This is a genomic window from Pedobacter cryoconitis (assembly GCF_001590605.1).
Lineage (GTDB): Bacteria > Bacteroidota > Bacteroidia > Sphingobacteriales > Sphingobacteriaceae > Pedobacter > Pedobacter cryoconitis_A.
In genome coordinates this window covers 4,457,946-4,477,373 of record NZ_CP014504.1, presented here as the reverse complement: position 1 = coordinate 4,477,373, position 19,428 = coordinate 4,457,946, and the positions used below count along the sequence as shown (strand labels likewise).

Below are 19,428 nucleotides of genomic sequence, written 5' to 3'. Positions count from 1 at the left end.
CCCTCCCTGACCATGCAAAGAAAGATAGAAGTCTGTTTGACACCTGCCCTTATTGATTTATACGCTATTGAAAATAGTATTGTCGTAGTGATTGATATTTTAAGAGCAACTTCTTCCATGGTTTATGGAATTGACAATGGTGCACAGGCGATTATCCCGGTAGCGCAGGTCGAAGAATGCATGAACTATGCAGGTAAAGGTTATTTGCTGGCAGCAGAGCGAAACGGGGAAGTAGTTGAAGGCTATGACTTCGGTAATTCCCCGTTTTCTTATACCGCCGAAAAAGTGGCTGGAAAAACAATTGTGCTCACGACTACGAACGGTACAAAAGCGCTTCATTTAGCAAGAAAGCGTGCCAGTCAGGTAGTGATCGGTTCTTTCCTGAATTTAGAAGCTTTATGTGAATGGCTTAAAACTCAGGAAAAAGATGTTTTATTGCTTTGCGCAGGCTGGAAGGACCAGTTTAACCTGGAAGATACCATCTTTGCAGGCGCAGTAGTGAACCAGCTTCGCAGTGGATTTACGCATTATGATGACGCAAGTGTAGCAGCAGAAGATCTTTATTTGCTGGCTAAGGACGATCTAAGGGCCTATATCCACAAATCATCTCACAGCCACCGCATGGTTGCACTGAATATTGAGGAAGATGTGAAGTTCTGTTTACAGACTAATATCTGCCAGACAATCCCTGTATTGGAAGGTGACCAGCTGGTTGCTTTAAAAACAAGTTTATAAGTCTTCGTCAGGCGTGTTAATCTCTTTGATTAACTCTTTAAAAGCTTCATTGTGCTGAATAGTTTTCAGTGTTTCCTCATAAGCCAGCCAGTAAATGGTTTCAGCTTTCTTCATATCAAATGTACCAATTTCACCCATTCCCTTAGGCTCAATCAAGAGGTTACAGAAAGCTGATTTTTGTTCCATATCCTTATTGACAGACATTAATCCTGCTCTGGACATTAAAGCGGTAATATTTGTCATTACGTCTACAGGCTTTAAGTGATTACAAGAAGACCCGATAATAAAATCACAGTTATTCAGCAAAGGCTCAATTGGGAAGTTATTCAGAATTCCACCGTCTACATACATCTTTCCATCAATCATAATCGGCTTGAAGATCCCCGGAATACAAGAGGAAGCCTGCACAGCTTTGATTAAATGTCCTGCTGTAAAATAGACCAGTTTGCCTTCACTAAAATTCGTTGCCGCAATAGTGAGCGGGATCTTGAGGTTCTCTATCTTATTATCCGGAAAATATTCCATCAGCAATTGCTCGGTATGTTCAATACTCACCAAGCCCAATGCACCTAAAGATGGCCTTACAAATCGCAACAACCTGGTTTTAATAAAGATATCCAATGCATGTTCCGGATCAATTCCGGCAGCATAAAACGCACCTACTATCGCACCCGCACTTGTTCCGCTAATATGGCTAAAGGTAACTCCTGCATTCTTTAATGCTTTTAAAACACCAAGGTGAGCAATCCCTCTGATTCCGCCTCCCGATAAAACAAGTCCTACTTTCTTCCTCATAATTTTAAATTTTGGGTTTGTATTTTGCCCCATTTAATATCTTTTGCGGATCTGGCTCTTTCATCAGTTCCTGCAAAGTAACCCTTGGATTTTCAGCCATGTATTTTCTGACCATCTGCCAGCCTATCCATACGCCCAGTTTGGGAGCAGATTCATTTTTCACCCCTAAACCAGGGGTAAAAGGAGCTTCACTCACATACATTTGTATTTTCTGATTGTCGGTTTCAAACAATAGTTTGTTTTCAATCAGGTATGCCCAGATATTTCCTTCAAAGGTTTTACACCATTCCAGTTGCTTTGCTGTATACCCTATTTTAAGGGTGTCCGGAGTTTTGTCATCCAGTACTTTGTCCATGAAATACAAAATCTTTCCATTCTCTACCATTTTGGCTAAAAGAGAATGGTCTTCATCTTTTTGAGGGAAGAGTTCTTCTCTGGCAAAAGTCTCCGTGATCCGTGGTACCACATAATCAGGCGTGAACCGCTGTGATAAATATAAAGGAACGCTTTTTACAATCGCGCTGTAAAATTTGCTGTTTTTACCTAAAAACATGTCCAGGCCGATTCCCATATAACCGTCTCCAATAGGGGTTTGAACGGCAAAACCGGAAACAAAAGAGATAAACCGGGGAATCCTGGTTTTAGGGTAGTAATATTTAATGTATTTGAAGGTCTGGGTCAAGTCCTTTTCTATAGGTTTTATATCCCGGAATACACTGTCTGCTTCCTGATTCAGATCGGTATAAGCCTGATCTTTATATAGTGTTGTTAAGATCTCAGCATCGCTATAACTTCTGTCACCGACCATCCTGTGGATATAGTCATCGTAAAAGTAATTGTACTTTTTACGCAGCATTAAATCTGCCTCTGCTAATTTTTTGTTCTTTCCCGCATACAAATCCTGATCGAACCTTTCGACCTTAATATCGAGCTTTATATCATCCACGTTGGGCTTCCCTGCCTGTTTACAGGAAAAAAATGTGGCGACACACAGAAAAATTAGATAGATTTGAAGATGTTTAACGTTATAGTTCATTGATAACAAATATAAACAGATCACGGGAGGAAACCAGCAAAGGCCGGCTTCAAAAAAAGATTGAAACTATCTTTACGCTGCTCCAGCACTCATTACAATTAAATATGATACAAATGAAACAAATATTGGCCGGACTTTTACTGACATTTTTAACAACTACTGCTTTTGCACAACAAGGAGCTGATCCTTATTATGGTTTCAGACTTGGCTTAACAGCACATCCTACTTTTGGCTGGGCTAAACCTGAAAATGGTAAAGGCAATGGTTTTAGTATGGGTTTTTCTTATGGTTTGCTGGCTGACCTGAACTTCGCAGAAAACTATAGTCTTTCAACAGGATTGACGATTACAACCATTAATGGTAAAACCACAGAGATTAATCCAAGTCCTTATTATGATGCTGCGGCTTATCCGAACCCAACACCTTACGATCTGAAGTATAAGTTGCAGTACCTGGAGGTTCCTTTGACTTTAAAGTTGAAAACTGAAAAGATAGGAGATGTACGTTGGTATGGACAGTTCGGTCTCTCTAATGGTTTTAATATCGGAGCAAGACAAGATGTATCAATTGCCGGAAAAAGCATTGTAGAAGATGATCATATCAAGAAGAATACAAACTTTTACCGTGCGGGGCTGATTATTGGTGCCGGACTGGAATATGATGTCGCAAGAAATACAAGTGTTACTACAGGATTAACATTTAATAATGGATTTACTGATATTTCTTCTGCTCCGGGCCGAAGTGTACGTAATCATTATGTGGGTTTAAATTTCGGGGTATTCTTTTAGCAGATTATGAAGATAGCATTAGCGCAGCTGAATTACCATATTGGTAATTTTGAGCTGAACATAAAAAAAATAATAGCGCATATCCAGTTGGCTAAAGCTGATGGGGCTGACCTGGTTGTATTCGCAGAACTTGCCGTTTGTGGTTATCCTCCGCGTGATTTCCTGGAGTTCGAAGAGTTTATTTCTCTTTGTGAAGAAGCGGGAAAAGAGATTGCTGAACATTGTACGGGGATTGCCTGTATTGTCGGGTTGCCGGTCAGAAATGAACAGGCAGCGGGTAAAGATTTGTACAATGCGGCTTATTTTATAGAAGAAAAACAGATTAAATCTATTGCGCGGAAGGCGTTGTTGCCTAATTATGATGTTTTTGATGAGTATCGTTATTTTGAGCCTGCTACTTCTTTTGAGTGTATTGATTTTAAAGGAGTTAAAATTGCATTGACGATTTGTGAGGATCTTTGGAATATTAATAATAATCCATTATATGTTTCTAATCCGATGGATGAACTGATTAAAGAGAATCCAGATGTGATGATTAATATTGCCGCTTCTCCGTTTTCTTATCAGCATGATGATGAGCGCAGGGTTGTATTAGCAGATAATGCGAAGAAATATAATTTGCCTTTGTTGTATGTAAACCAGGTTGGCGCACAGACGGAAATCATTTTTGATGGTGGTTCTATGGTCTTTGATCAGGATGGGAATATGCTGGATGAAATGGATTATTTCAAGGAGCAGCTGAAGACCTATACTTTTGCTGATGGAAAGATTGAGGGTGATGTTTTTGTGCATCAGCCGATGTCTGATATCGCTCAGATTCATGATGCATTGGTGTTAGGGATCAAGGATTATTTTGTGAAGTCCGGGTTTTCTAAAGCGGTATTAGGTTTGTCTGGTGGGATTGATTCTGCGATTGTATGTGCGTTGGCTTGCCGGGCACTGGGTGCGGAGAATGTAATGGCGGTCTTGATGCCGAGCAAGTATTCTTCGGATCATTCTATTAAAGACGCACTGGATTTAGTGGAGAATTTTGGGTGTATGCACGAGGTTATTTCTATTGCGGAAGCTGCGGATGCTTTTGATAGTATGATGGCAGGTGCTTTTAAGGGTTTGCCTTTTAATTTGACGGAAGAGAACATTCAGGCGAGAAGCAGGGGAATTGTGGTGATGGCAATGTCTAATAAGTTTGGTTATATTTTACTGAATACTTCAAATAAGAGTGAGTGTGCAGTAGGGTATGGTACTTTGTATGGCGATATGTGTGGTGCGATTGGGGTGATTGGTGATGTTTATAAGACTCAGATTTATGAGCTGGCAGCATATATAAATAAGGATGAGGTCGTTATTCCCGTGAATACGATTGTTAAGCCGCCTTCAGCGGAGTTAAGACCGGGCCAGAAGGATTCTGATTCGCTGCCTGATTATGATACGCTGGATACGATCCTTTTTCAGTTTATTGAGTTGAAGAAGAGTTCTAAGGATATTATTGCGATGGGTTATGAGGAGGGGTTAGTGAGAAGGATTATTAAAATGGTGAATGGGGCGGAGTTTAAAAGGTATCAGACTCCGCCTATTTTAAGGGTTTCTCCAAAGGCTTTTGGGAGTGGGAGGAGAATGCCAATTGTTGGGAAGTATTTAGCTTAAGGGTGAAAGGGTGGGGTTTTCCACCCGGATTAAAAAAACACCCTGTAGTGTATTACTGGCGCGCGTTCCCTCTTCGAGGATCCTAATGCCAGTAATACACTACAGGGTGTTTTTTTAATTTCACAGTTTTTTTCCACCATGACAGGGTGTAAGCTAAATAGTATAACCAGAGTTGTTGGATTGCTTTTTGGTTCGGCTCTCAGGATTGCCTGTTGGTTTGGCTTTCAGGATTGCTTGTTAGCGGGGCTTTTGGCTTGATTTGTGGTTGGTTTTTTGGATTGCCTGGTGGTAGTTGTGTTAATGTTTTGTGATGAACAGATTATTCGGTGTTATTGTTGTTTTGTGTTTTTTTACTGTGGAGTCTATGGCTTTTGGGATTTCTGACCCTATGGATTCTGTGGCAAGTATTGTTAGTCCGGTGAGGATTAATTTAATGCCGGGACAAAATATGAAAACGCTTGGAAGAAGGTTATATCTTCCTATCCGATATATTGGGGCAGCTAAGGTAAAGCTTAGAGTAGTATTTGATACGGGCTCTCAGGGGCTTATTCTGGATGCTAAGCGATTACTGCCGGCTTCATTGGTGGCAGACACTGGAATTGTAATTGGGGACAAGGATTCTTTAGTGTTGGATGGGATCACTGTGACGCGGAATAAAACGAAGTCGCGTTATGGTGGTACGCGTTCGTATGATGGGAATATCGCTTATGCTTCGATTGTGATCGGGGATAAGATGGGCCAGGTGAGAACGAAGAGAATGCCTTTTATTTTAGTTTATCATGGTGTTTATGACCAGACTGGGAAGCCTGCTCAGGTAGACCAGCATTGTGATGGGATTGCTGGCGTGAATTCTGGTGGAGAGCTTAAAGCGGGACTGGTCATGAAAAGGGAGAATGTAGTTAGCCCTTTTAATTATTTGAGTTTTGGCAACCGTGTGGAGGCTGGGTTTATCCTTGCGCCGCTTGATCAGGTAAAATGGGAAGGGGTTTCTTCTATGGAAGGGAAATCAGCAGTGCCTTTATTGACGGTGGGCATAACCGAACAGGCAAAGGAAGGATTTGTATTGCATCGGCAGCTATTGCAGAATGGCCGCTTTTATCCTTATGTAAGGGGAATTATCAGTTATAATGGTTTGGTGATTTCACCGTCTTATGTTTTATTTGATTCTGGGAATCCTGCAGGAGGGGTGATTTATGAGCCGGATGCAGCTAAAAAAGGAAGAATGAATGCTGGTATCGTTATCCGGTTTGTGAGTGATGAGGGTACTATTTATGATTATGCTGCTAACAATAGCAATTATAAAACGACACTCGATTCACGCAAGAGTAAATCGGTGTCTATTATAGGGATTAACTTCTTTTTAGAAAATTCTTTTATGTTGAATTATGCCAGTCACATTATCGGTATAAGACCTGTTCCGTCTTTATAGCAGGAAAATCAGATCGTTTTCTTTGTGTGACTGCTCTGCTTATGCTTTTTTCTTTTTGAAGTAAGTTTGATAAGGAATGAATAAGGCCAGTACAATGCCAATCAGGCTCAGGATCTGCGGGATGATATCTCCGCTTTTTACATAAAATGTAAGTTGATCGTTTAAGTTTACATCCCTTTTCAAGGCATCACGTGTCCACCATGCGGATTGTTTAACGATGTCTCCACGTTGGTTAATGAAGCCCGAAATTCCAGTATTGGCTGAGCGTACTACCCATCTGCGGGTTTCTATGGCACGAAGTTTAGCATAAAGGAAGTGCTGATCTTTACCCGAAGTATTTCCCCACCAGCCATCATTGGTGATGATCGCGATGAGCTGTGCACCATTTTTAACGGACTCTCCAATCCAGCCTCCCCACAGGGATTCATAACAGATTACCGGAGCTACGCCTACACCATTCTGAGAGTAAAATACACCGGGGTTTTCCTGCCATCCCCAGCCAGAAACTGTACCTCCAAGACCAGCAAATACCGGAGCAAGGAAGGATAGGGTTTTTGGGAAAGGCATTTTTTCTACGCCGGGTACGAGTTTGGATTTATGGTAGAACTGAACGTTTGCGGAGTTCTCCACCTGCATCGCAGAATTAAAATTGTCGTAGTATTGATTATTGTCCGGATCGAATTTAGCAGAGAGCGTGCTTTTATCGTTGTAGAATTTAAGACTCTCTATTCCGGTGATCAGCGTCCCGTTTTTGTATTTGTTCAGGAAAGATTGTGCAGCCATGTACTCCGTGGTGCTGCGGATACGGTCTTCGTTCGCATAACTCGGAATAGCGGTTTCAGGCCAGATAAAATATTCGGTATTGACTTGCGCTACAGAATCCGAAAGATGAACAAGGGTTTTGAGTTGTTCTGCAGGAGTAATGCCGCCCATTTTCTCATAAGGATCGATGTTTGGTTGTACCACCACTACGTTAATGGGCAAAGTTTTTTCTTTATACCCATAGTACTTGATCAGGGAAATCCCGGCAGGTACGATCAGAAAGATCAGCCAGCCAAGGGCAGGTCTGATTTTGAGATAACCAGTGTTTGCTTTAAAGGCTTTATAGGCCTCAAAAGCAAGGATATTACTGACCAGTATCCAGATTGACCCACCATATACGCCGGTAGTCTCGTACCATTGCGCAAGCTGATGCATTCCGGCAAGTCCGTTACCCAATGTCATCCAGGGGAAAGCAAGGTCCCAGGTGGCATGCAAATATTCCATACCTACCCAAAAGCTAACCAGGGCCAGGTAGGCAATACGTTTGTTGCTGACTACAGTTCTGAAACGGTAATAAAGCCAGAAGGCGAAAGTCATTAGTAAAGCTCCGAGTCCATAAGGAATCAGAGAGATGACCAAAGCGACAGCCGGATTATTATAGGCACTGATCGCATTGTATACCCAATAAATGCAAGCTGTATTCCAGACCAGGAAAGTCAGGCCCGCAGTCAGGAAAACCTTTTTGCCTGTTTTTGGCTCTCTTTTGGCTATTAACTGATCAAGTGCAATAAAGAGTGGCACAAGACCGACTAATAAAAGGGGAGCTGCAAAAGTATGCGGCGGCCATGCCAGCCATAATAAAAATGCACTTAATAAGGCAAGCAGGTAGGTTTGTGTCGCTTTCATGGATTGGGATGTGCGCTTTAAAAAGTATCTAGTATATCGGCTTTTTTAGCCTCGTATTCAGCCTGGGTAATTAATTGTTTGTCATATAGGGTCTTAAGTTTCCTTAATTTCAAGGTCGTTTCATCTTCTGGTTCTTCCACAATTACAGGAGCTGCATAAACTTCCACAGGCTCTTCGGCAGGAATGTTTTCCTGAACAGGGAGGTCTGCTACTGGAGCAATAGGGGCTGCCGATGCTGGCTGCTGTGCTCTTTTCTCTTCCAGTTCAGTTTGTCTTTGTTGCTCTTTAAAAGCTTCCAGTTGTTCATAAGCAGCCTGATAAAGTTTTCTGGCCTGTACCTTAGGGATATATTCTGTAATGATGTTCTCCCCATGCTGCGGAACACAGATGAATTTAGAACCGAAAATTTCTTCTTTGAAAGAGATTTCTTTGATGCTTTTCCAGGAGATATCCTTGAAGTTCATTGTGATGCCGAAGTTAGCTGGCTCACAATAAAAAATGCGTTTATTACTCACTACGATGCAATCAGGAAGAAGATTTACTGCAGGTCTTTTTTGTACCGCAAGGTAGATCAGTTCCTCATTGGTAGTCAGCATATCGTTCAGCTTACCTAAAACTTTTTCAACAGCTTTAGGATCTTGCTCATCGCTCAAAAATCTATCTATTAAAATCATATTATTTTATTTTAAGCTCTCATGAGCCTGTTTTAGTCTATAATTAAAGGGGCTCTTTGGGGGTTAATCCTTTTCGTAAGAGCGTTTTTCTTTTTTAGTTTCTTCTTTACCAGCCACACAAATTACGAACTCACCTTTTAAAATATTGTTTTCGAAGTAAGATTTTATTTCTACCAGTGTACCTCTAACGGTTTCTTCATACATTTTAGTCAGTTCCCTGCTTACTGAAGCTTGTCTTTCTTCCCCAAAAAACTGTGCGAATTCTTCCAGTGTCTTCAATAAACGGTGTGGACTTTCATAAAGGATGATTGTTCTCTCCTCGTCAGCCAGCTTCTTTAAACGGGTTTGTCTGCCTTTTTTAACTGGCAGGAACCCTTCAAAGACAAATGAATCTGTAGGTAAACCAGAGTTGACCAATGCAGGTACAAAAGCTGTTGCACCCGGTAAACATTCTACCGGTAAATCATTTTTTAACACTTCTCTGACCAGAAAGAAGCCCGGATCAGAGATCGCTGGTGTTCCGGCATCCGAAATCAGGGCTACATTTTTACCTTCCTTCAGAAACCTGATGATTTCTGAAGTTGCCTTATGCTCATTATGCTGGTGATGCGAATAAGCTTTTTTATCAATGCCGAAATGCTTCAATAAAGGCGCACTTGTACGGGTATCCTCAGCCAGGATAACATCTGCTTCCTTTAGAACGCGGACAGCCCTGAAAGTCATATCTTCCAGATTACCGATTGGTGTAGGAACCAGAAATAGTTTACCGCCCATAGTATTCTCCAAACTCTTGTTATATTTGTTAAAAAAATTAAATAATGCTGCAAGTTAACTATATCCGCGAAAATAGAGAGAAAGTTTTAGAACGCTTAGGCGTCCGTAATTTCAAACAACCTGAACTGGTTGATGAAATTATCAAATTAGATGAAGAACGCAGACAGACTCAAACCTCGCTGGATAACTTATCTGCTATTGCAAATGCCAATGCTAAACAGGTTGGTGAACTGATGCGCAGTGGTAAAAAAGAGGAAGCTGAAGCAATTAAAGCCGAGACGACTTCTAACAAAGAACATATCAAGACCCTTTCAGATCAATTGAATGTGGTAGAACAGCATTTATACAATGCATTGGTACAATTACCGAACTTACCTGGTGAACTGGTTCCTGCGGGCGCTACACCAGAAGAAAATGAGGTCGTACTTACGCATGGTGCTCCGGCAGAATTGCATGGGAAAGCACTGCCACATTGGGAACTGACTACCAAATACGACATTATAGACTTTGAACTGGGTACTAAAATTACCGGTGCAGGTTTTCCTGTTTACAAAGGTAAAGGAGCCCGTTTACAGCGCGCATTGATCAACTTCTTCCTGGACCGTGCAACAGAACAGGGGTATAGAGAGATGCAGGTGCCTTTGATGATTAACGAAGCCTCTGGTTTTGGAACAGGTCAGCTACCAGATAAAGAAGGACAGATGTATCATTCTACAGTAGATAATCTTTTCCTGATCCCTACTGCTGAAGTCCCTGTCACTAACCTTTACCGTGATGTAATTTTAAAAGAGGAAGAACTGCCTGTTAAAAATACTGCATATACTCCTTGTTTCCGTCGTGAGGCAGGATCATACGGCGCACATGTACGTGGCTTAAACAGATTGCACCAGTTTGATAAAGTGGAATTGGTACAGGTGGTACATCCGGATAAATCTTACGAAGTACTGGAAGAAATGAGCGCTTATGTACAGTCTTTACTGAAAGATTTAGGCTTACACTTCCGCGTATTGCGTTTATGCGGTGGCGACATGGGCTTTACTTCAGCCATGACTTACGATATGGAGGTATGGAGTGCGGCACAACAACGCTGGCTGGAAGTTTCTTCTGTTTCTAACTTCGAATCTTTCCAGACGAACCGTTTGAAATTAAGATTTAAAGGAAACGGCGGAAAAACTCAGTTGGCACACACCTTAAATGGTAGTGCTTTGGCTTTACCACGTATTGTAGCTGCTATCCTTGAAAACTATCAAACAGAAGATGGTATTATCATTCCAGAAGTTTTAGTGAAATATACTGGATTCGACCGTATAGATTAATTCTTCTTAAAGCATTAAACTTAAAAAGCGGGTATTTCAATTAAGAAACACCCGCTTTTATTTAAGTTAACCTTGACTTGATTATAAAATCAGGATCAATAATAAGATAATGATGATGATTGCACCAACAGAAAGATAAACACCTCCACCCATAGCACGGGCTTCTTTTTTCATTGTTCTTAACTCTTTGCGCAACTCTTTTTTCTCAGCTCTTGACAAATTAGATTTGTCCATAGCTTTGATTTCTTCCACACGGTTTGTGATTCTTTCTAACTGAACTTTTTGCTCAGTAGTCATTTCAACTTTGTCCTTAACTGTGGCAGCAGATACTGTGTTAACACTTAATCCTACAACGAAGATTAACAAGAATGAGTAGATTAATTTTTTCATGGTTATAATTTAAATTGTGTGGTTATTGACAGACTCATGCTATAACAAAAAACCTACCAAAATGTTGGTAGGTTTCCCGTCTGTTCCTGAATAGATGATTATTAATGTATTATCTAAATCGATAATGATCAAAAAACAATAAATAGGTAGTCAAATTTAAAGATACTGTATACAGTAATAGTCACTATTTAATTTGGAAAACTGTATTCATTACATAGCTTAATTTAATTTTCTTGAAGTCGATCTCCGGAGCCGAACCACCATTGTCATCAACCATAGCAGACTTCATCATCATTCCACTTGCACGGTAAACAGGATAATTCTCATTCCCTTGCTCCTGAATATCAATTACACCACCCAATTGCTCACCTAAAGCCTCAACCAGGTAAGTAGCTTTCACTTTAGCAGCCTGTAAAGCTTTAATTTTTAAATCTTTCTTTAAAGCCTCAATCTTAGAATAATCATAACTATCCACATTTGTATAAGCTACTCCTTTAGGATCAACCGAACCAATGATCTCATTCCACTTGTTCAGGTCAGTAACCTTTAAACGATATTGTTTGCTTACTAAGAAATCAGGATTTTTCTTTTTCTCCGGAGCAGTATTGAAACTGGATAAACTATTGATCATTAAATTCTCCTTAGGAATACCTGCCGCCTGAATAGCTTTATATAACTGATTCTCCAAATCTGTAATCTCCACTTTTTTCTTGCTATTACCATCCTTCAGATACTCTTTCAGCGAAATGCTTAAATAAATAATATCCGGGGTAACTTCCATTTCAGCTGTTCCGCTAACGGTGATCTTTTTGCGTAAATCTACTTGTTGTGCCATAGCACTAATACTGATTAAGGTAGCAAATGCAAAGACGAATAACTTTCTCATAATAATTTTCTATTTGTGTGTATTTACAGATTAGATGTAAAAACCATGCCGATTCCATAACAATAATTGAGGAATTTTAATTTCCTGCAAATTAAGAATATTCTCCTGGCCAGCCTTTATTTATTTTGTTCATAAAAATCCGCTGTAAATCAGACCCATTATATCATCACAAGCTGCTTTTGCTGATTCCATACTCCGGCAAAAGATTCACAATTAATTATTATTCTTTACCTTGAATCAATAAATACAGGAATAAAATTGGAAAATACCAGACAACCAACCCCCAGAGAATTAATTACAACAAGCATAACAGAAACCCTGCTGGAACCCTTAATTCAATCAGGATTTACATTTTCCAAAAGTTCCTTAACCTTCAAAAGAAACTCCGGTGACTTCACCCAGAACATTACCTTTCAGCTTAACCGCTATAATGAAACCGGTATATCGGCAGAATTCCGGACAATATGGAGCATAACTTCAAAAGCATACTCAAAATGGTACAAAGTCAAATACGGAACCAAGCCCCTCAATGACCACATATTTACCGAACCGGATTGGAATATCGAAAATTGGGAGTTCCCGGTCATCAATAACAAACAAGAATATCATTTCCAAATCATAGAAGAAACGCAAAGGCCAGAAGTATTGACAATCCTGAAGAACAACATCCTTAACATTGGAATACTTACCCTGAACCATTTCTCTAACTGGGAAAATGCTGCAAATAATTTACTCTCAAAAAACAGCGACCACCACAAAGCCAGTGATTTTTTTCAGCTTGCCGGTAATCCCGAAAAATCCCTCCAAGCATTGCAAAAAGGCCTGGACTATTGGAAACAACACCCAAAAGCCTCAAACCCCGAAGACCTGGACGAAATCCATAAACGTCTTTTTTAACACCTCTAAAGCATCCAGCTATTCACCTGATCTTTCTTTCTGTTTTTTCTTCTCTTTCTTCCTTCTATTCTTCTTCCCAACCAACCACCAAACAAAATACCTTTTCAAACTAATTCCATCTTTCACAATGGAAATGCCTTTTTTTAACCTCCCAACATGGTGATAAATCAAAAACAGGGAACATAGTTTTGCGGGCATTAGGATCCTCGCAGAGGGAACGCGCGGCCGCAAAACTATGTTCCCTGTTTTTGATTTCCTCCTTACATACCCGCCCCCCCCAAAAAAAAAAAGGCTTCCCCCTTCAGGAAAGCCTTTCAATTAGTTTAAAAGTATTTAATCTTCAACCACCTCATTGTTCGGTCCAATCTCTTCCTTCACCTCTTCCTTAAAATACTTTTTCTGGAAGATCAGAATAGCGATTACCCCAACAGATATGGCAGCATCTGCAACGTTGAACACCGGTCTGAAGAAAATATAGTCTTCTCCGCCCCATATAGGCACCCATTTAGGAAAGATACCTTCCAGTATCGGAAAGTAAAACATATCCACTACACGGCCATGAAACAATGTAGAATAGCCATATATCTTGCCATAAGCTACAGAGTCAATGATATTACCCAATGCACCTGCGAAAATCAAGGCCACATTCAGGACCAGCCCTCTATGGTACTTATGCTGGATCAGGTAATGTAAACCATAACCAATTGCCGCCACCGCAGCAATTCTGAATAACGATAAAGCCAGTTTTCCGAATTCACCACCAAACTCCATTCCGAAGGCCATTCCATTGTTCTCCGTAAAATGTATAATGAACCAGTTGCCAATAATTTTGAACTCCTGACCCACATACATATTAGTTTTAATCCAGGTCTTCAACACCTGATCCACTAAAAGGACCAGGAAGATAACCAGCAAAGGTTTAGAATAGCCTTTCATTATGCTTGTTTCAATTTGGCTTCCATGCTTAAAGTTGCATGAGGTACAGCACGTAAACGTTCTTTTTGGATCAATTTACCAGTTTCTCGGCAAATACCATAAGTTTTGTTCTCAATACGTACCAAAGCAGCTTCTAAATTCTCAATGAATTTTTTCTGACGTGCAGCTAATTGATTTAATTGCTCTTTCTCCAAAGTGGCCGAACCATCTTCCAAAGTCTTGTAAGTACCAGAAGTATCTTCTGTACCATTAGAATTCGGGCTGCTCAAAGAATTCGTTAAGTTGAGGAATTCCTCTCTCGCCATGCGCAGTTTATCCTGGATTAGTTCTTTAAATTCTTGTAGCTCGTTATCTGAGTAACGGGTTTTTGTAGGTTTTTCCATGTTAATTATTGTTTTGCAATTGAAATCAGTAATTCAACCTCATCAATTACGATTGTGTTTCCTTTATCTAAATTAGTTATCAAATTAATATCATCCGCTAATATTTCAGCGCAAATGTATGTTTTATTCTGTGCTACTGCTGTGGCGATTAAATTATCGTTTTGTAAACTCACGGTAATGCGATCAGTCACTTCGAAATTAAGCTCCTTTCTTAAATTCTGGATTCTGTTGATCAATTCACGTGATAAACCTTCCTCTTTCAACACATCGGTTATCGTAACATCCAAAGCAACCGTAAGCTTTCCGATATTTGTTACCTGCCATCCAGGTATGTCCTCAGCGATGATTTCTACATCCTCCAGCAAAATTACATAGCTGGTACCCGGAACAAGATAAGAACCTTCCGCCTCAAACTTGCTTAAATCTTCAGCACTCATCCCACTAATTGTTTCTGCTACCGATTTCATGTCCTTACCAACCTTTGGTCCGAGCGCTTTGAAATTCGGTTTGATCTTTTTCTTGATGAAACCAGCAGTATCAGTGATATATTCAATATCCTTGATGTTAGTCTCAGATAAGATAATTTCCTTCACAAGTTCCACTCTTTCCTGGAACGTTTTGTCCAGTACAGGCAATAAGATCTTAGCTAGCGGCTGACGCACATTGATGCTTGATTTCTTCCTTAAGGAAAGTGCCATAGAAGAAATATTCTGGGCAAGCTCCATACGCTCATTCAATTCTATGTCGATCAGTGAGGTATCACCCTCTTTCCACAAGCTCAAATGGACCGACTGTTCAGCAGTTTTTTTATTAACTGATAAGTTCTGGTATAACCAATCCGCGAAGAAAGGTGCAACCGGAGACATTAACTGAGATACGCTCATCAAACAAGTATATAAAGTCTCATAAGCAGCCTTTTTATCCGCAGTCATTTCACCCTTCCAGAAGCGGCGGCGTGATAAACGAATATACCAGTTACTTAAATGCTCATCTACAAAAGTCTGAATAGCTCTCGCTGCTTTAGTAGGCTCATAAGTATTATAACTCTCATCCACCTCGTTGATCAGGTTCTGTAACAGCGATAAAATCCATCTGTCTAATTCAGAACGGTCCTTTACAGGTGTCTCGTTATTTTCATCAATCTCAAATTGATCAATGTTCGCATATAAAGCGAAGAAAGCATAAGTATTGTATAATGTTCCAAAAAACTTACGTCTTACCTCATCCAGGCCTTCAGTACTGAACTTCAGGTTATCCCATGGAGAAGCATTACTGATCATATACCATCTGGTTGCATCAGCACTGTAAGTATCAATCGTATGGAAAGGATCAACTCCATTGCCCAAACGCTTAGACATTTTGTTCCCGTTCTTATCCAGTACCAATCCATTGGAAACTACATTTTTATAAGCAATACCTTGGTTGCCAATACGCTCATTTACTGCTTTGATCTCCTCGCTGGTTTCACTCAGCATGACAGCAATCGCATGTAAAGTAAAGAACCATCCGCGGGTCTGGTCCACACCTTCAGCGATAAAATCTGCAGGATAGGCATTCTCAAACTCTTCCTGGTTTTCAAAAGGGTAATGCCATTGTGCATAAGGCATTGCACCACTATCAAACCATACATCGATCAGATCCAGTTCACGGGTCATTTTTTCGCCTTTTGAAGAAGTCAGGATCACATCATCCACAAAAGGACGGTGCATATCTTTCAATTCAAAAGCAGCTTCCATAAAACCAGCTTCTACAGACTTTTTGATCTCCGCATTCAGCTCTGCAATAGAACCAATACATTTTTCTTCCGTACCATCCTGAGTTCTCCAGATTGGTAAAGGAGTTCCCCAATAACGGGAGCGCGATAAATTCCAGTCCACCAGGTTTTCCAGCCAGTTACCAAAACGGCCTGTTCCTGTAGCTTCCGGTTTCCAGTTAATGGTTTTGTTCAGTGCTACCATTTTATCTTTTACAGCAGTAGTTTTAATAAACCAGCTATCCAGAGGGTAGTATAAAATAGGTTTGTCAGTTCTCCAGCAATGCGGATAACTGTGTTCGTATTTTTTAACGTCGAACGCTTTATTGTCTTCCTTCAGTTTAATCGCGATCAAGACGTCTGTAGGCTTGAAATCAGGCGCTTTACGTTCTTCATCACTATAATACTCTTCTTTCACATAATAACCAGCGAAATCAGTAACCTCGTCAACGAATTTCCCCTGCTTGTTCACTAAAGGAAGTTCATTGCCTTGTTCATCCTTCACCATCACATAAGGCATGTCGTTCTCTTTTACAACACGAAAATCGTCTGCTCCAAATACAGCTGCAAGGTGTACGATACCCGTACCATCTTCAGTCGTTACATAGTCAGCAGGGATAACGCGGAAAGCTTTGGCTTCTAATTCAGCATTGGTTACGTAAGGCATCAGCTGATGATAAACCACACCAACCAGGTCTTTACCAGTAAACTCAGCTGTGATTGTCCACGGAATCAGTTTATCACCACCTTTATAGTCTTCAAAAGAGCTATCTTTTGCTTCAGCTTTGAAGTGTTTGCCAACTAAATCCTTCGCCAATATTACACTGACCGGTAAGAAAGTATATTGATTGAAAGTTTTAACTTTTACATAATTGATCTTTGCGCCAACTGCCAGTGCACCATTAGACGGTAAAGTCCATGGCGTAGTTGTCCACGCGATAAAAGACGTATCTTCTGTATCGTTTTCAAATATGGAAGACAATGCCGGATGCTGCTGTTCTCTTTTGATAGCGAACTGTGCAGTGATCGAAGTATCTTTCAACATTTTATAAGTACCCGGTTGGTTCAGCTCATGAGAGCTTAAACCTGTTCCTGCAGCAGGAGAGTAAGGCTGTACGGTATATCCTTTATATAAAAGCCCTTTATCATAAAAGGTTTTCAGGATCCACCAAAGAGACTCAATATATTCATTTTCGTAAGTGATATAAGGTTTCTCCAGATCTACCCAATAGCCCATTTTCTCGGTAAGGTCATTCCAGATATCGGTATAACGCATTACTTCTTCACGGCAGGCTGCATTGTATTCCTCTACTGTAATTTTAACACCGATATCAACTTTCGTGATACCCAGTTTCTTCTCTACAGCAAGCTCAATAGGCAAACCATGCGTATCCCAACCACCTTTACGCTTCACCTGGAAACCTTTGAGAGTTTTATAACGACAGAAAATATCTTTAATAGCACGAGCCATTACGTGGTGAATACCAGGCATGCCATTAGCTGAAGGCGGGCCTTCATAAAAAGTAAATGGGTTAGCTTTTGAACGGGTAGAAATACTTTTTTCAAATATATTTTCTTCCTTCCAAAACTGTAATATCTCTTCGCCTATCTTAGGTAGTTCTAATTGTTTAAATTCCCTATACATCAATCCAGTATCTTAAAAAAATGAGGATGCAAAGTTAAGGATTAAGAATTAAAAAAAGGTAGGTATTCAGGAAATACATTGATCTTCAAAAACTTAAATTGGTTTGGTTTTTGTTGCTTATATTGTAAAACGATTTTAATCCGGAGAATAAAAAAATATCGGACGGATTTTTAGCTTGCTAATCGCATAAATTAACCACAACAATCTCAACGGTCATGATAAAAGTAATGAAACTTCAGAAGGCAGTAATTGCCTTGATCCTAGCCATAATTGCCCTTGTCACTTACCTGATCCTAGGTTCCGATGAGGTAGAATGGAGCAAATATATATTGGAAGCTTCGGGATTATTCCTGATGCTGAGTGCTCTTCTTTTTCTTTACCCTATACTTTTTGCAAGAAAAGATAAAGAAGGATGTGTAGAGTTAGATCCGGAAGCACCAGTGGAAACGGCAGAACCTGTGAAAGAATAGGGATTTATGCTATATCAAAAAATGCACTGCCCCCAAAAAGTCAGACACTTTCTGGGGGCAGTGCATTTTTACGATACAGCCGCTTTTTCAGGAGAGGCTATAAGCCCAGTTTTTTCTTCAATTCTTTAGTCAATGCTGCTTTTGGCAACACTAAACTGACTGTATTAATCGCGAAATAAGGTTCTGAGACTTCGATATAGCCTTTAAAAGGACCAACTTCACCCCATGAATTTTTAACTTTAAAGAAGGACTTTCCATCCGCTGCCTGTTCTAAACCCATCAGGTGCATCAAATGGTCATCTTCTGTCGTTAAGTTCTCATATAATTGCTGGCGTAATTCTGGCGTATAGGCTTGTTCCTTAACCGTTGGGTTAAGAACAGCTGCTGTTGCATCAGCGGTATCAGCGAATAAAATCGCATAACCTTTTTCTGCTGAAAATTCCTGCTGCTTACATCGGCATCCCACATCACTGTATACCCATCTTTTAAAGCTGTTTTGGTCAGTCCAATCATTTCTTGTAAAGGCAGGTTATAAAAAGAACCGTTTGCAAAGTTATCGGGAGCTTCTAAAATAAACTGTGAATAATAAGGATGGTGCGTAAATGAAGTCACACTTACATAATCATTGGCATCAAATTTCAGTACGTCTTTAGCGAAAGTCTTCGCAGTATAGTTCTTTCCTTTATAATCGAAATTAGCTGGTGGATTACCTAATTTCTCGTTCAGGATTTTCTCAAACCCTTGTTGCCAGTCCGCTGCAACCGGACGTTTTTTAAGGACATCATCAAGGTATGTTTTCAGCGTATCCATTAAACCAGTGTGGTTAGGGATTTCACCAGTAACGCCTTGAAAAGCTTCTTGTGGCATAGCGCCATAAAGTGAAATACCGCGAATCAGGTCATGACCAAGGCCACCTTCACTGAATTGTGCTTTACCCTGACGCAAAATGTAGTTCTTCGCCTTTTCTACATAGATATTGCGCGCAATGTACATTTCTGAGAGGTTAAATTCGCCCAGACCTTTGCGCAGGCTTTCTGATTCTACCAGTGAGGTTGCAGAGTAATTCCAGCAGGTCCCTGTTTTCCCCTGGCTTTTAACAGCTGTTGCAGCATTATCCTTAATCGTTTTTAAAGGGCTTTGTTGAGCCTGTGCGCATAAGCCGGCGCCAATTCCAATAGTAAGAAAGAGAATTCTTTTCAACATATCAAT

19 protein-coding genes are annotated in these 19,428 nt (G+C 40.3%); 7 read left to right on the top strand and 12 right to left on the bottom strand.

Translation table 11 applies throughout. The features are described 5' to 3' along the window. Positions 1-12: 12 nt before the first annotated feature. On the top strand, positions 13-735 hold the full coding sequence (locus tag AY601_RS18675) for a 2-phosphosulfolactate phosphatase (RefSeq protein WP_068403844.1): 723 nt from the start codon (positions 13-15) through the stop codon (positions 733-735). Here AY601_RS18675 and AY601_RS18670 read toward each other — a convergent pair. Together AY601_RS18670 and gldB are read right to left on the bottom strand one after the other, a co-directional pair. Next, positions 730-1,530, bottom strand: coding sequence for a patatin-like phospholipase family protein (locus AY601_RS18670; protein ID WP_068403842.1), 801 nt, complete (start codon positions 1,528-1,530; stop codon positions 730-732). The two genes, AY601_RS18675 and AY601_RS18670, sit on opposite strands and share 6 nt — an antisense overlap. 4 nt (positions 1,531-1,534) lie before the next feature. Beyond that, the gene (gldB, locus tag AY601_RS18665) at positions 1,535-2,566 is read right to left on the bottom strand and encodes a gliding motility lipoprotein GldB (RefSeq protein WP_068403840.1); all 1,032 of its coding nucleotides are present in this window, start codon (positions 2,564-2,566) and stop codon (positions 1,535-1,537) included. A gap of 113 nt (positions 2,567-2,679) precedes the next feature. On the opposite strand from gldB, the gene AY601_RS18660 reads away from it, so the two are divergent. The 3 genes from AY601_RS18660 (at position 2,680) to AY601_RS18650 (ending at position 6,427) form a co-directional block, all read left to right on the top strand. Then, the gene (locus AY601_RS18660; protein WP_068407708.1) at positions 2,680-3,354 is read left to right on the top strand and encodes a porin family protein; all 675 of its coding nucleotides are present in this window, start codon (positions 2,680-2,682) and stop codon (positions 3,352-3,354) included. Positions 3,355-3,360: 6 nt separating this feature from the next. After that, positions 3,361-4,998: an NAD+ synthase gene (locus AY601_RS18655; protein WP_068403838.1), complete on the top strand. Its 1,638-nt coding sequence runs from the start codon at positions 3,361-3,363 to the stop codon at positions 4,996-4,998. A gap of 310 nt (positions 4,999-5,308) precedes the next feature. Then, positions 5,309-6,427: a hypothetical protein gene (locus AY601_RS18650; RefSeq protein ID WP_068403836.1), complete on the top strand. Its 1,119-nt coding sequence runs from the start codon at positions 5,309-5,311 to the stop codon at positions 6,425-6,427. Positions 6,428-6,466: 39 nt separating this feature from the next. On the opposite strand, the gene lnt is transcribed toward AY601_RS18650, so the two are convergent. The 3 genes from lnt to rsmI all read right to left on the bottom strand — a co-directional run bounded on the left by lnt (position 6,467) and on the right by rsmI (position 9,543). Further along, positions 6,467-8,095, bottom strand: a complete 1,629-nt coding sequence (lnt, locus tag AY601_RS18645; protein WP_068403831.1) for an apolipoprotein N-acyltransferase — start codon at positions 8,093-8,095, stop codon at positions 6,467-6,469. A gap of 17 nt (positions 8,096-8,112) precedes the next feature. Continuing rightward, complete coding sequence (locus AY601_RS18640) at positions 8,113-8,769, bottom strand: PH domain-containing protein (RefSeq protein WP_068403829.1); 657 nt, start codon at positions 8,767-8,769, stop codon at positions 8,113-8,115. A 63-nt stretch (positions 8,770-8,832) separates the two neighbouring features. Continuing rightward, the gene (rsmI, locus tag AY601_RS18635; protein WP_084359343.1) at positions 8,833-9,543 is read right to left on the bottom strand and encodes a 16S rRNA (cytidine(1402)-2'-O)-methyltransferase; all 711 of its coding nucleotides are present in this window, start codon (positions 9,541-9,543) and stop codon (positions 8,833-8,835) included. A 44-nt stretch (positions 9,544-9,587) separates the two neighbouring features. On the opposite strand from rsmI, the gene serS reads away from it, so the two are divergent. After that, positions 9,588-10,859, top strand: a complete 1,272-nt coding sequence (gene serS, locus AY601_RS18630) for a serine--tRNA ligase (RefSeq protein ID WP_068403820.1) — start codon at positions 9,588-9,590, stop codon at positions 10,857-10,859. 81 nt (positions 10,860-10,940) lie between these two features. On the opposite strand, the gene AY601_RS18625 is transcribed toward serS, so the two are convergent. Further along, on the bottom strand, positions 10,941-11,249 hold the full coding sequence (locus AY601_RS18625) for a hypothetical protein (protein ID WP_068403813.1): 309 nt from the start codon (positions 11,247-11,249) through the stop codon (positions 10,941-10,943). Positions 11,250-11,433: 184 nt separating this feature from the next. Next, complete coding sequence (locus AY601_RS18620) at positions 11,434-12,135, bottom strand: SIMPL domain-containing protein (RefSeq protein ID WP_068403811.1); 702 nt, start codon at positions 12,133-12,135, stop codon at positions 11,434-11,436. Between the two features lie 258 nt (positions 12,136-12,393). Between AY601_RS18620 and AY601_RS18615 the strand changes: the two genes are divergently transcribed. Next, positions 12,394-13,032: a hypothetical protein gene (locus AY601_RS18615; protein WP_068403809.1), complete on the top strand. Its 639-nt coding sequence runs from the start codon at positions 12,394-12,396 to the stop codon at positions 13,030-13,032. A gap of 333 nt (positions 13,033-13,365) precedes the next feature. Here the strand turns inward: AY601_RS18615 and AY601_RS18605 are convergent, their stop codons facing one another. Genes AY601_RS18605 through ileS form a run of 3 tightly spaced genes read right to left on the bottom strand, consistent with a single transcriptional unit; the run spans position 13,366 to position 17,749 of the window. After that, positions 13,366-13,968: a lipoprotein signal peptidase gene (locus AY601_RS18605; protein WP_068403804.1), complete on the bottom strand. Its 603-nt coding sequence runs from the start codon at positions 13,966-13,968 to the stop codon at positions 13,366-13,368. Next, positions 13,968-14,351, bottom strand: a complete 384-nt coding sequence (locus tag AY601_RS18600; protein ID WP_041885291.1) for a TraR/DksA family transcriptional regulator — start codon at positions 14,349-14,351, stop codon at positions 13,968-13,970. Before AY601_RS18600 ends, AY601_RS18605 begins: the two co-directional genes overlap by 1 nt. A 5-nt stretch (positions 14,352-14,356) precedes the next feature. Next, the gene (ileS, locus tag AY601_RS18595; RefSeq protein WP_068403802.1) at positions 14,357-17,749 is read right to left on the bottom strand and encodes an isoleucine--tRNA ligase; all 3,393 of its coding nucleotides are present in this window, start codon (positions 17,747-17,749) and stop codon (positions 14,357-14,359) included. Between the two features lie 227 nt (positions 17,750-17,976). Between ileS and AY601_RS18590 the strand changes: the two genes are divergently transcribed. Continuing rightward, positions 17,977-18,219 carry an isoleucyl-tRNA synthetase gene (locus AY601_RS18590; protein WP_232324630.1) on the top strand — a complete coding sequence of 81 codons (243 nt, stop codon included), beginning with the start codon at positions 17,977-17,979 and terminating at the stop codon, positions 18,217-18,219. A gap of 97 nt (positions 18,220-18,316) precedes the next feature. On the opposite strand, the gene AY601_RS26170 is transcribed toward AY601_RS18590, so the two are convergent. Beyond that, positions 18,317-18,499, bottom strand: a complete 183-nt coding sequence (locus tag AY601_RS26170) for a C1 family peptidase (RefSeq protein ID WP_198163555.1) — start codon at positions 18,497-18,499, stop codon at positions 18,317-18,319. A gap of 29 nt (positions 18,500-18,528) precedes the next feature. Beyond that, on the bottom strand, positions 18,529-19,422 hold the full coding sequence (locus AY601_RS26165; RefSeq protein WP_068403796.1) for a C1 family peptidase: 894 nt from the start codon (positions 19,420-19,422) through the stop codon (positions 18,529-18,531). Positions 19,423-19,428 lie beyond the last annotated feature (6 nt).

What these genes read in the sequence shown, in the direction of transcription:
- AY601_RS18640 (WP_068403829.1), bottom strand. Translation starts at nt 8,769, where the DNA reads ATGATTTTAATAGATAGATTTTTGAGCGATGAGCAAGATCCTAAAGCT.
- AY601_RS18590 (WP_232324630.1), top strand. Translation starts at nt 17,977, where the DNA reads ATGAAACTTCAGAAGGCAGTAATTGCCTTGATCCTAGCCATAATTGCC.
- AY601_RS18670 (WP_068403842.1), bottom strand. Translation starts at nt 1,530, where the DNA reads ATGAGGAAGAAAGTAGGACTTGTTTTATCGGGAGGCGGAATCAGAGGG.
- serS (WP_068403820.1), top strand. Translation starts at nt 9,588, where the DNA reads ATGCTGCAAGTTAACTATATCCGCGAAAATAGAGAGAAAGTTTTAGAA.
- AY601_RS18650 (WP_068403836.1), top strand. Translation starts at nt 5,309, where the DNA reads ATGAACAGATTATTCGGTGTTATTGTTGTTTTGTGTTTTTTTACTGTG.
- AY601_RS26170 (WP_198163555.1), bottom strand. Translation starts at nt 18,499, where the DNA reads ATGGGTTTAGAACAGGCAGCGGATGGAAAGTCCTTCTTTAAAGTTAAA.
- AY601_RS18675 (WP_068403844.1), top strand. Translation starts at nt 13, where the DNA reads ATGCAAAGAAAGATAGAAGTCTGTTTGACACCTGCCCTTATTGATTTA.
- AY601_RS18660 (WP_068407708.1), top strand. Translation starts at nt 2,680, where the DNA reads ATGAAACAAATATTGGCCGGACTTTTACTGACATTTTTAACAACTACT.
- AY601_RS26165 (WP_068403796.1), bottom strand. Translation starts at nt 19,422, where the DNA reads ATGTTGAAAAGAATTCTCTTTCTTACTATTGGAATTGGCGCCGGCTTA.
- AY601_RS18605 (WP_068403804.1), bottom strand. Translation starts at nt 13,968, where the DNA reads ATGAAAGGCTATTCTAAACCTTTGCTGGTTATCTTCCTGGTCCTTTTA.
- rsmI (WP_084359343.1), bottom strand. Translation starts at nt 9,543, where the DNA reads ATGGGCGGTAAACTATTTCTGGTTCCTACACCAATCGGTAATCTGGAA.
- AY601_RS18625 (WP_068403813.1), bottom strand. Translation starts at nt 11,249, where the DNA reads ATGAAAAAATTAATCTACTCATTCTTGTTAATCTTCGTTGTAGGATTA.
- gldB (WP_068403840.1), bottom strand. Translation starts at nt 2,566, where the DNA reads ATGAACTATAACGTTAAACATCTTCAAATCTATCTAATTTTTCTGTGT.
- ileS (WP_068403802.1), bottom strand. Translation starts at nt 17,749, where the DNA reads ATGTATAGGGAATTTAAACAATTAGAACTACCTAAGATAGGCGAAGAG.
- AY601_RS18620 (WP_068403811.1), bottom strand. Translation starts at nt 12,135, where the DNA reads ATGAGAAAGTTATTCGTCTTTGCATTTGCTACCTTAATCAGTATTAGT.
- lnt (WP_068403831.1), bottom strand. Translation starts at nt 8,095, where the DNA reads ATGAAAGCGACACAAACCTACCTGCTTGCCTTATTAAGTGCATTTTTA.
- AY601_RS18655 (WP_068403838.1), top strand. Translation starts at nt 3,361, where the DNA reads ATGAAGATAGCATTAGCGCAGCTGAATTACCATATTGGTAATTTTGAG.
- AY601_RS18600 (WP_041885291.1), bottom strand. Translation starts at nt 14,351, where the DNA reads ATGGAAAAACCTACAAAAACCCGTTACTCAGATAACGAGCTACAAGAA.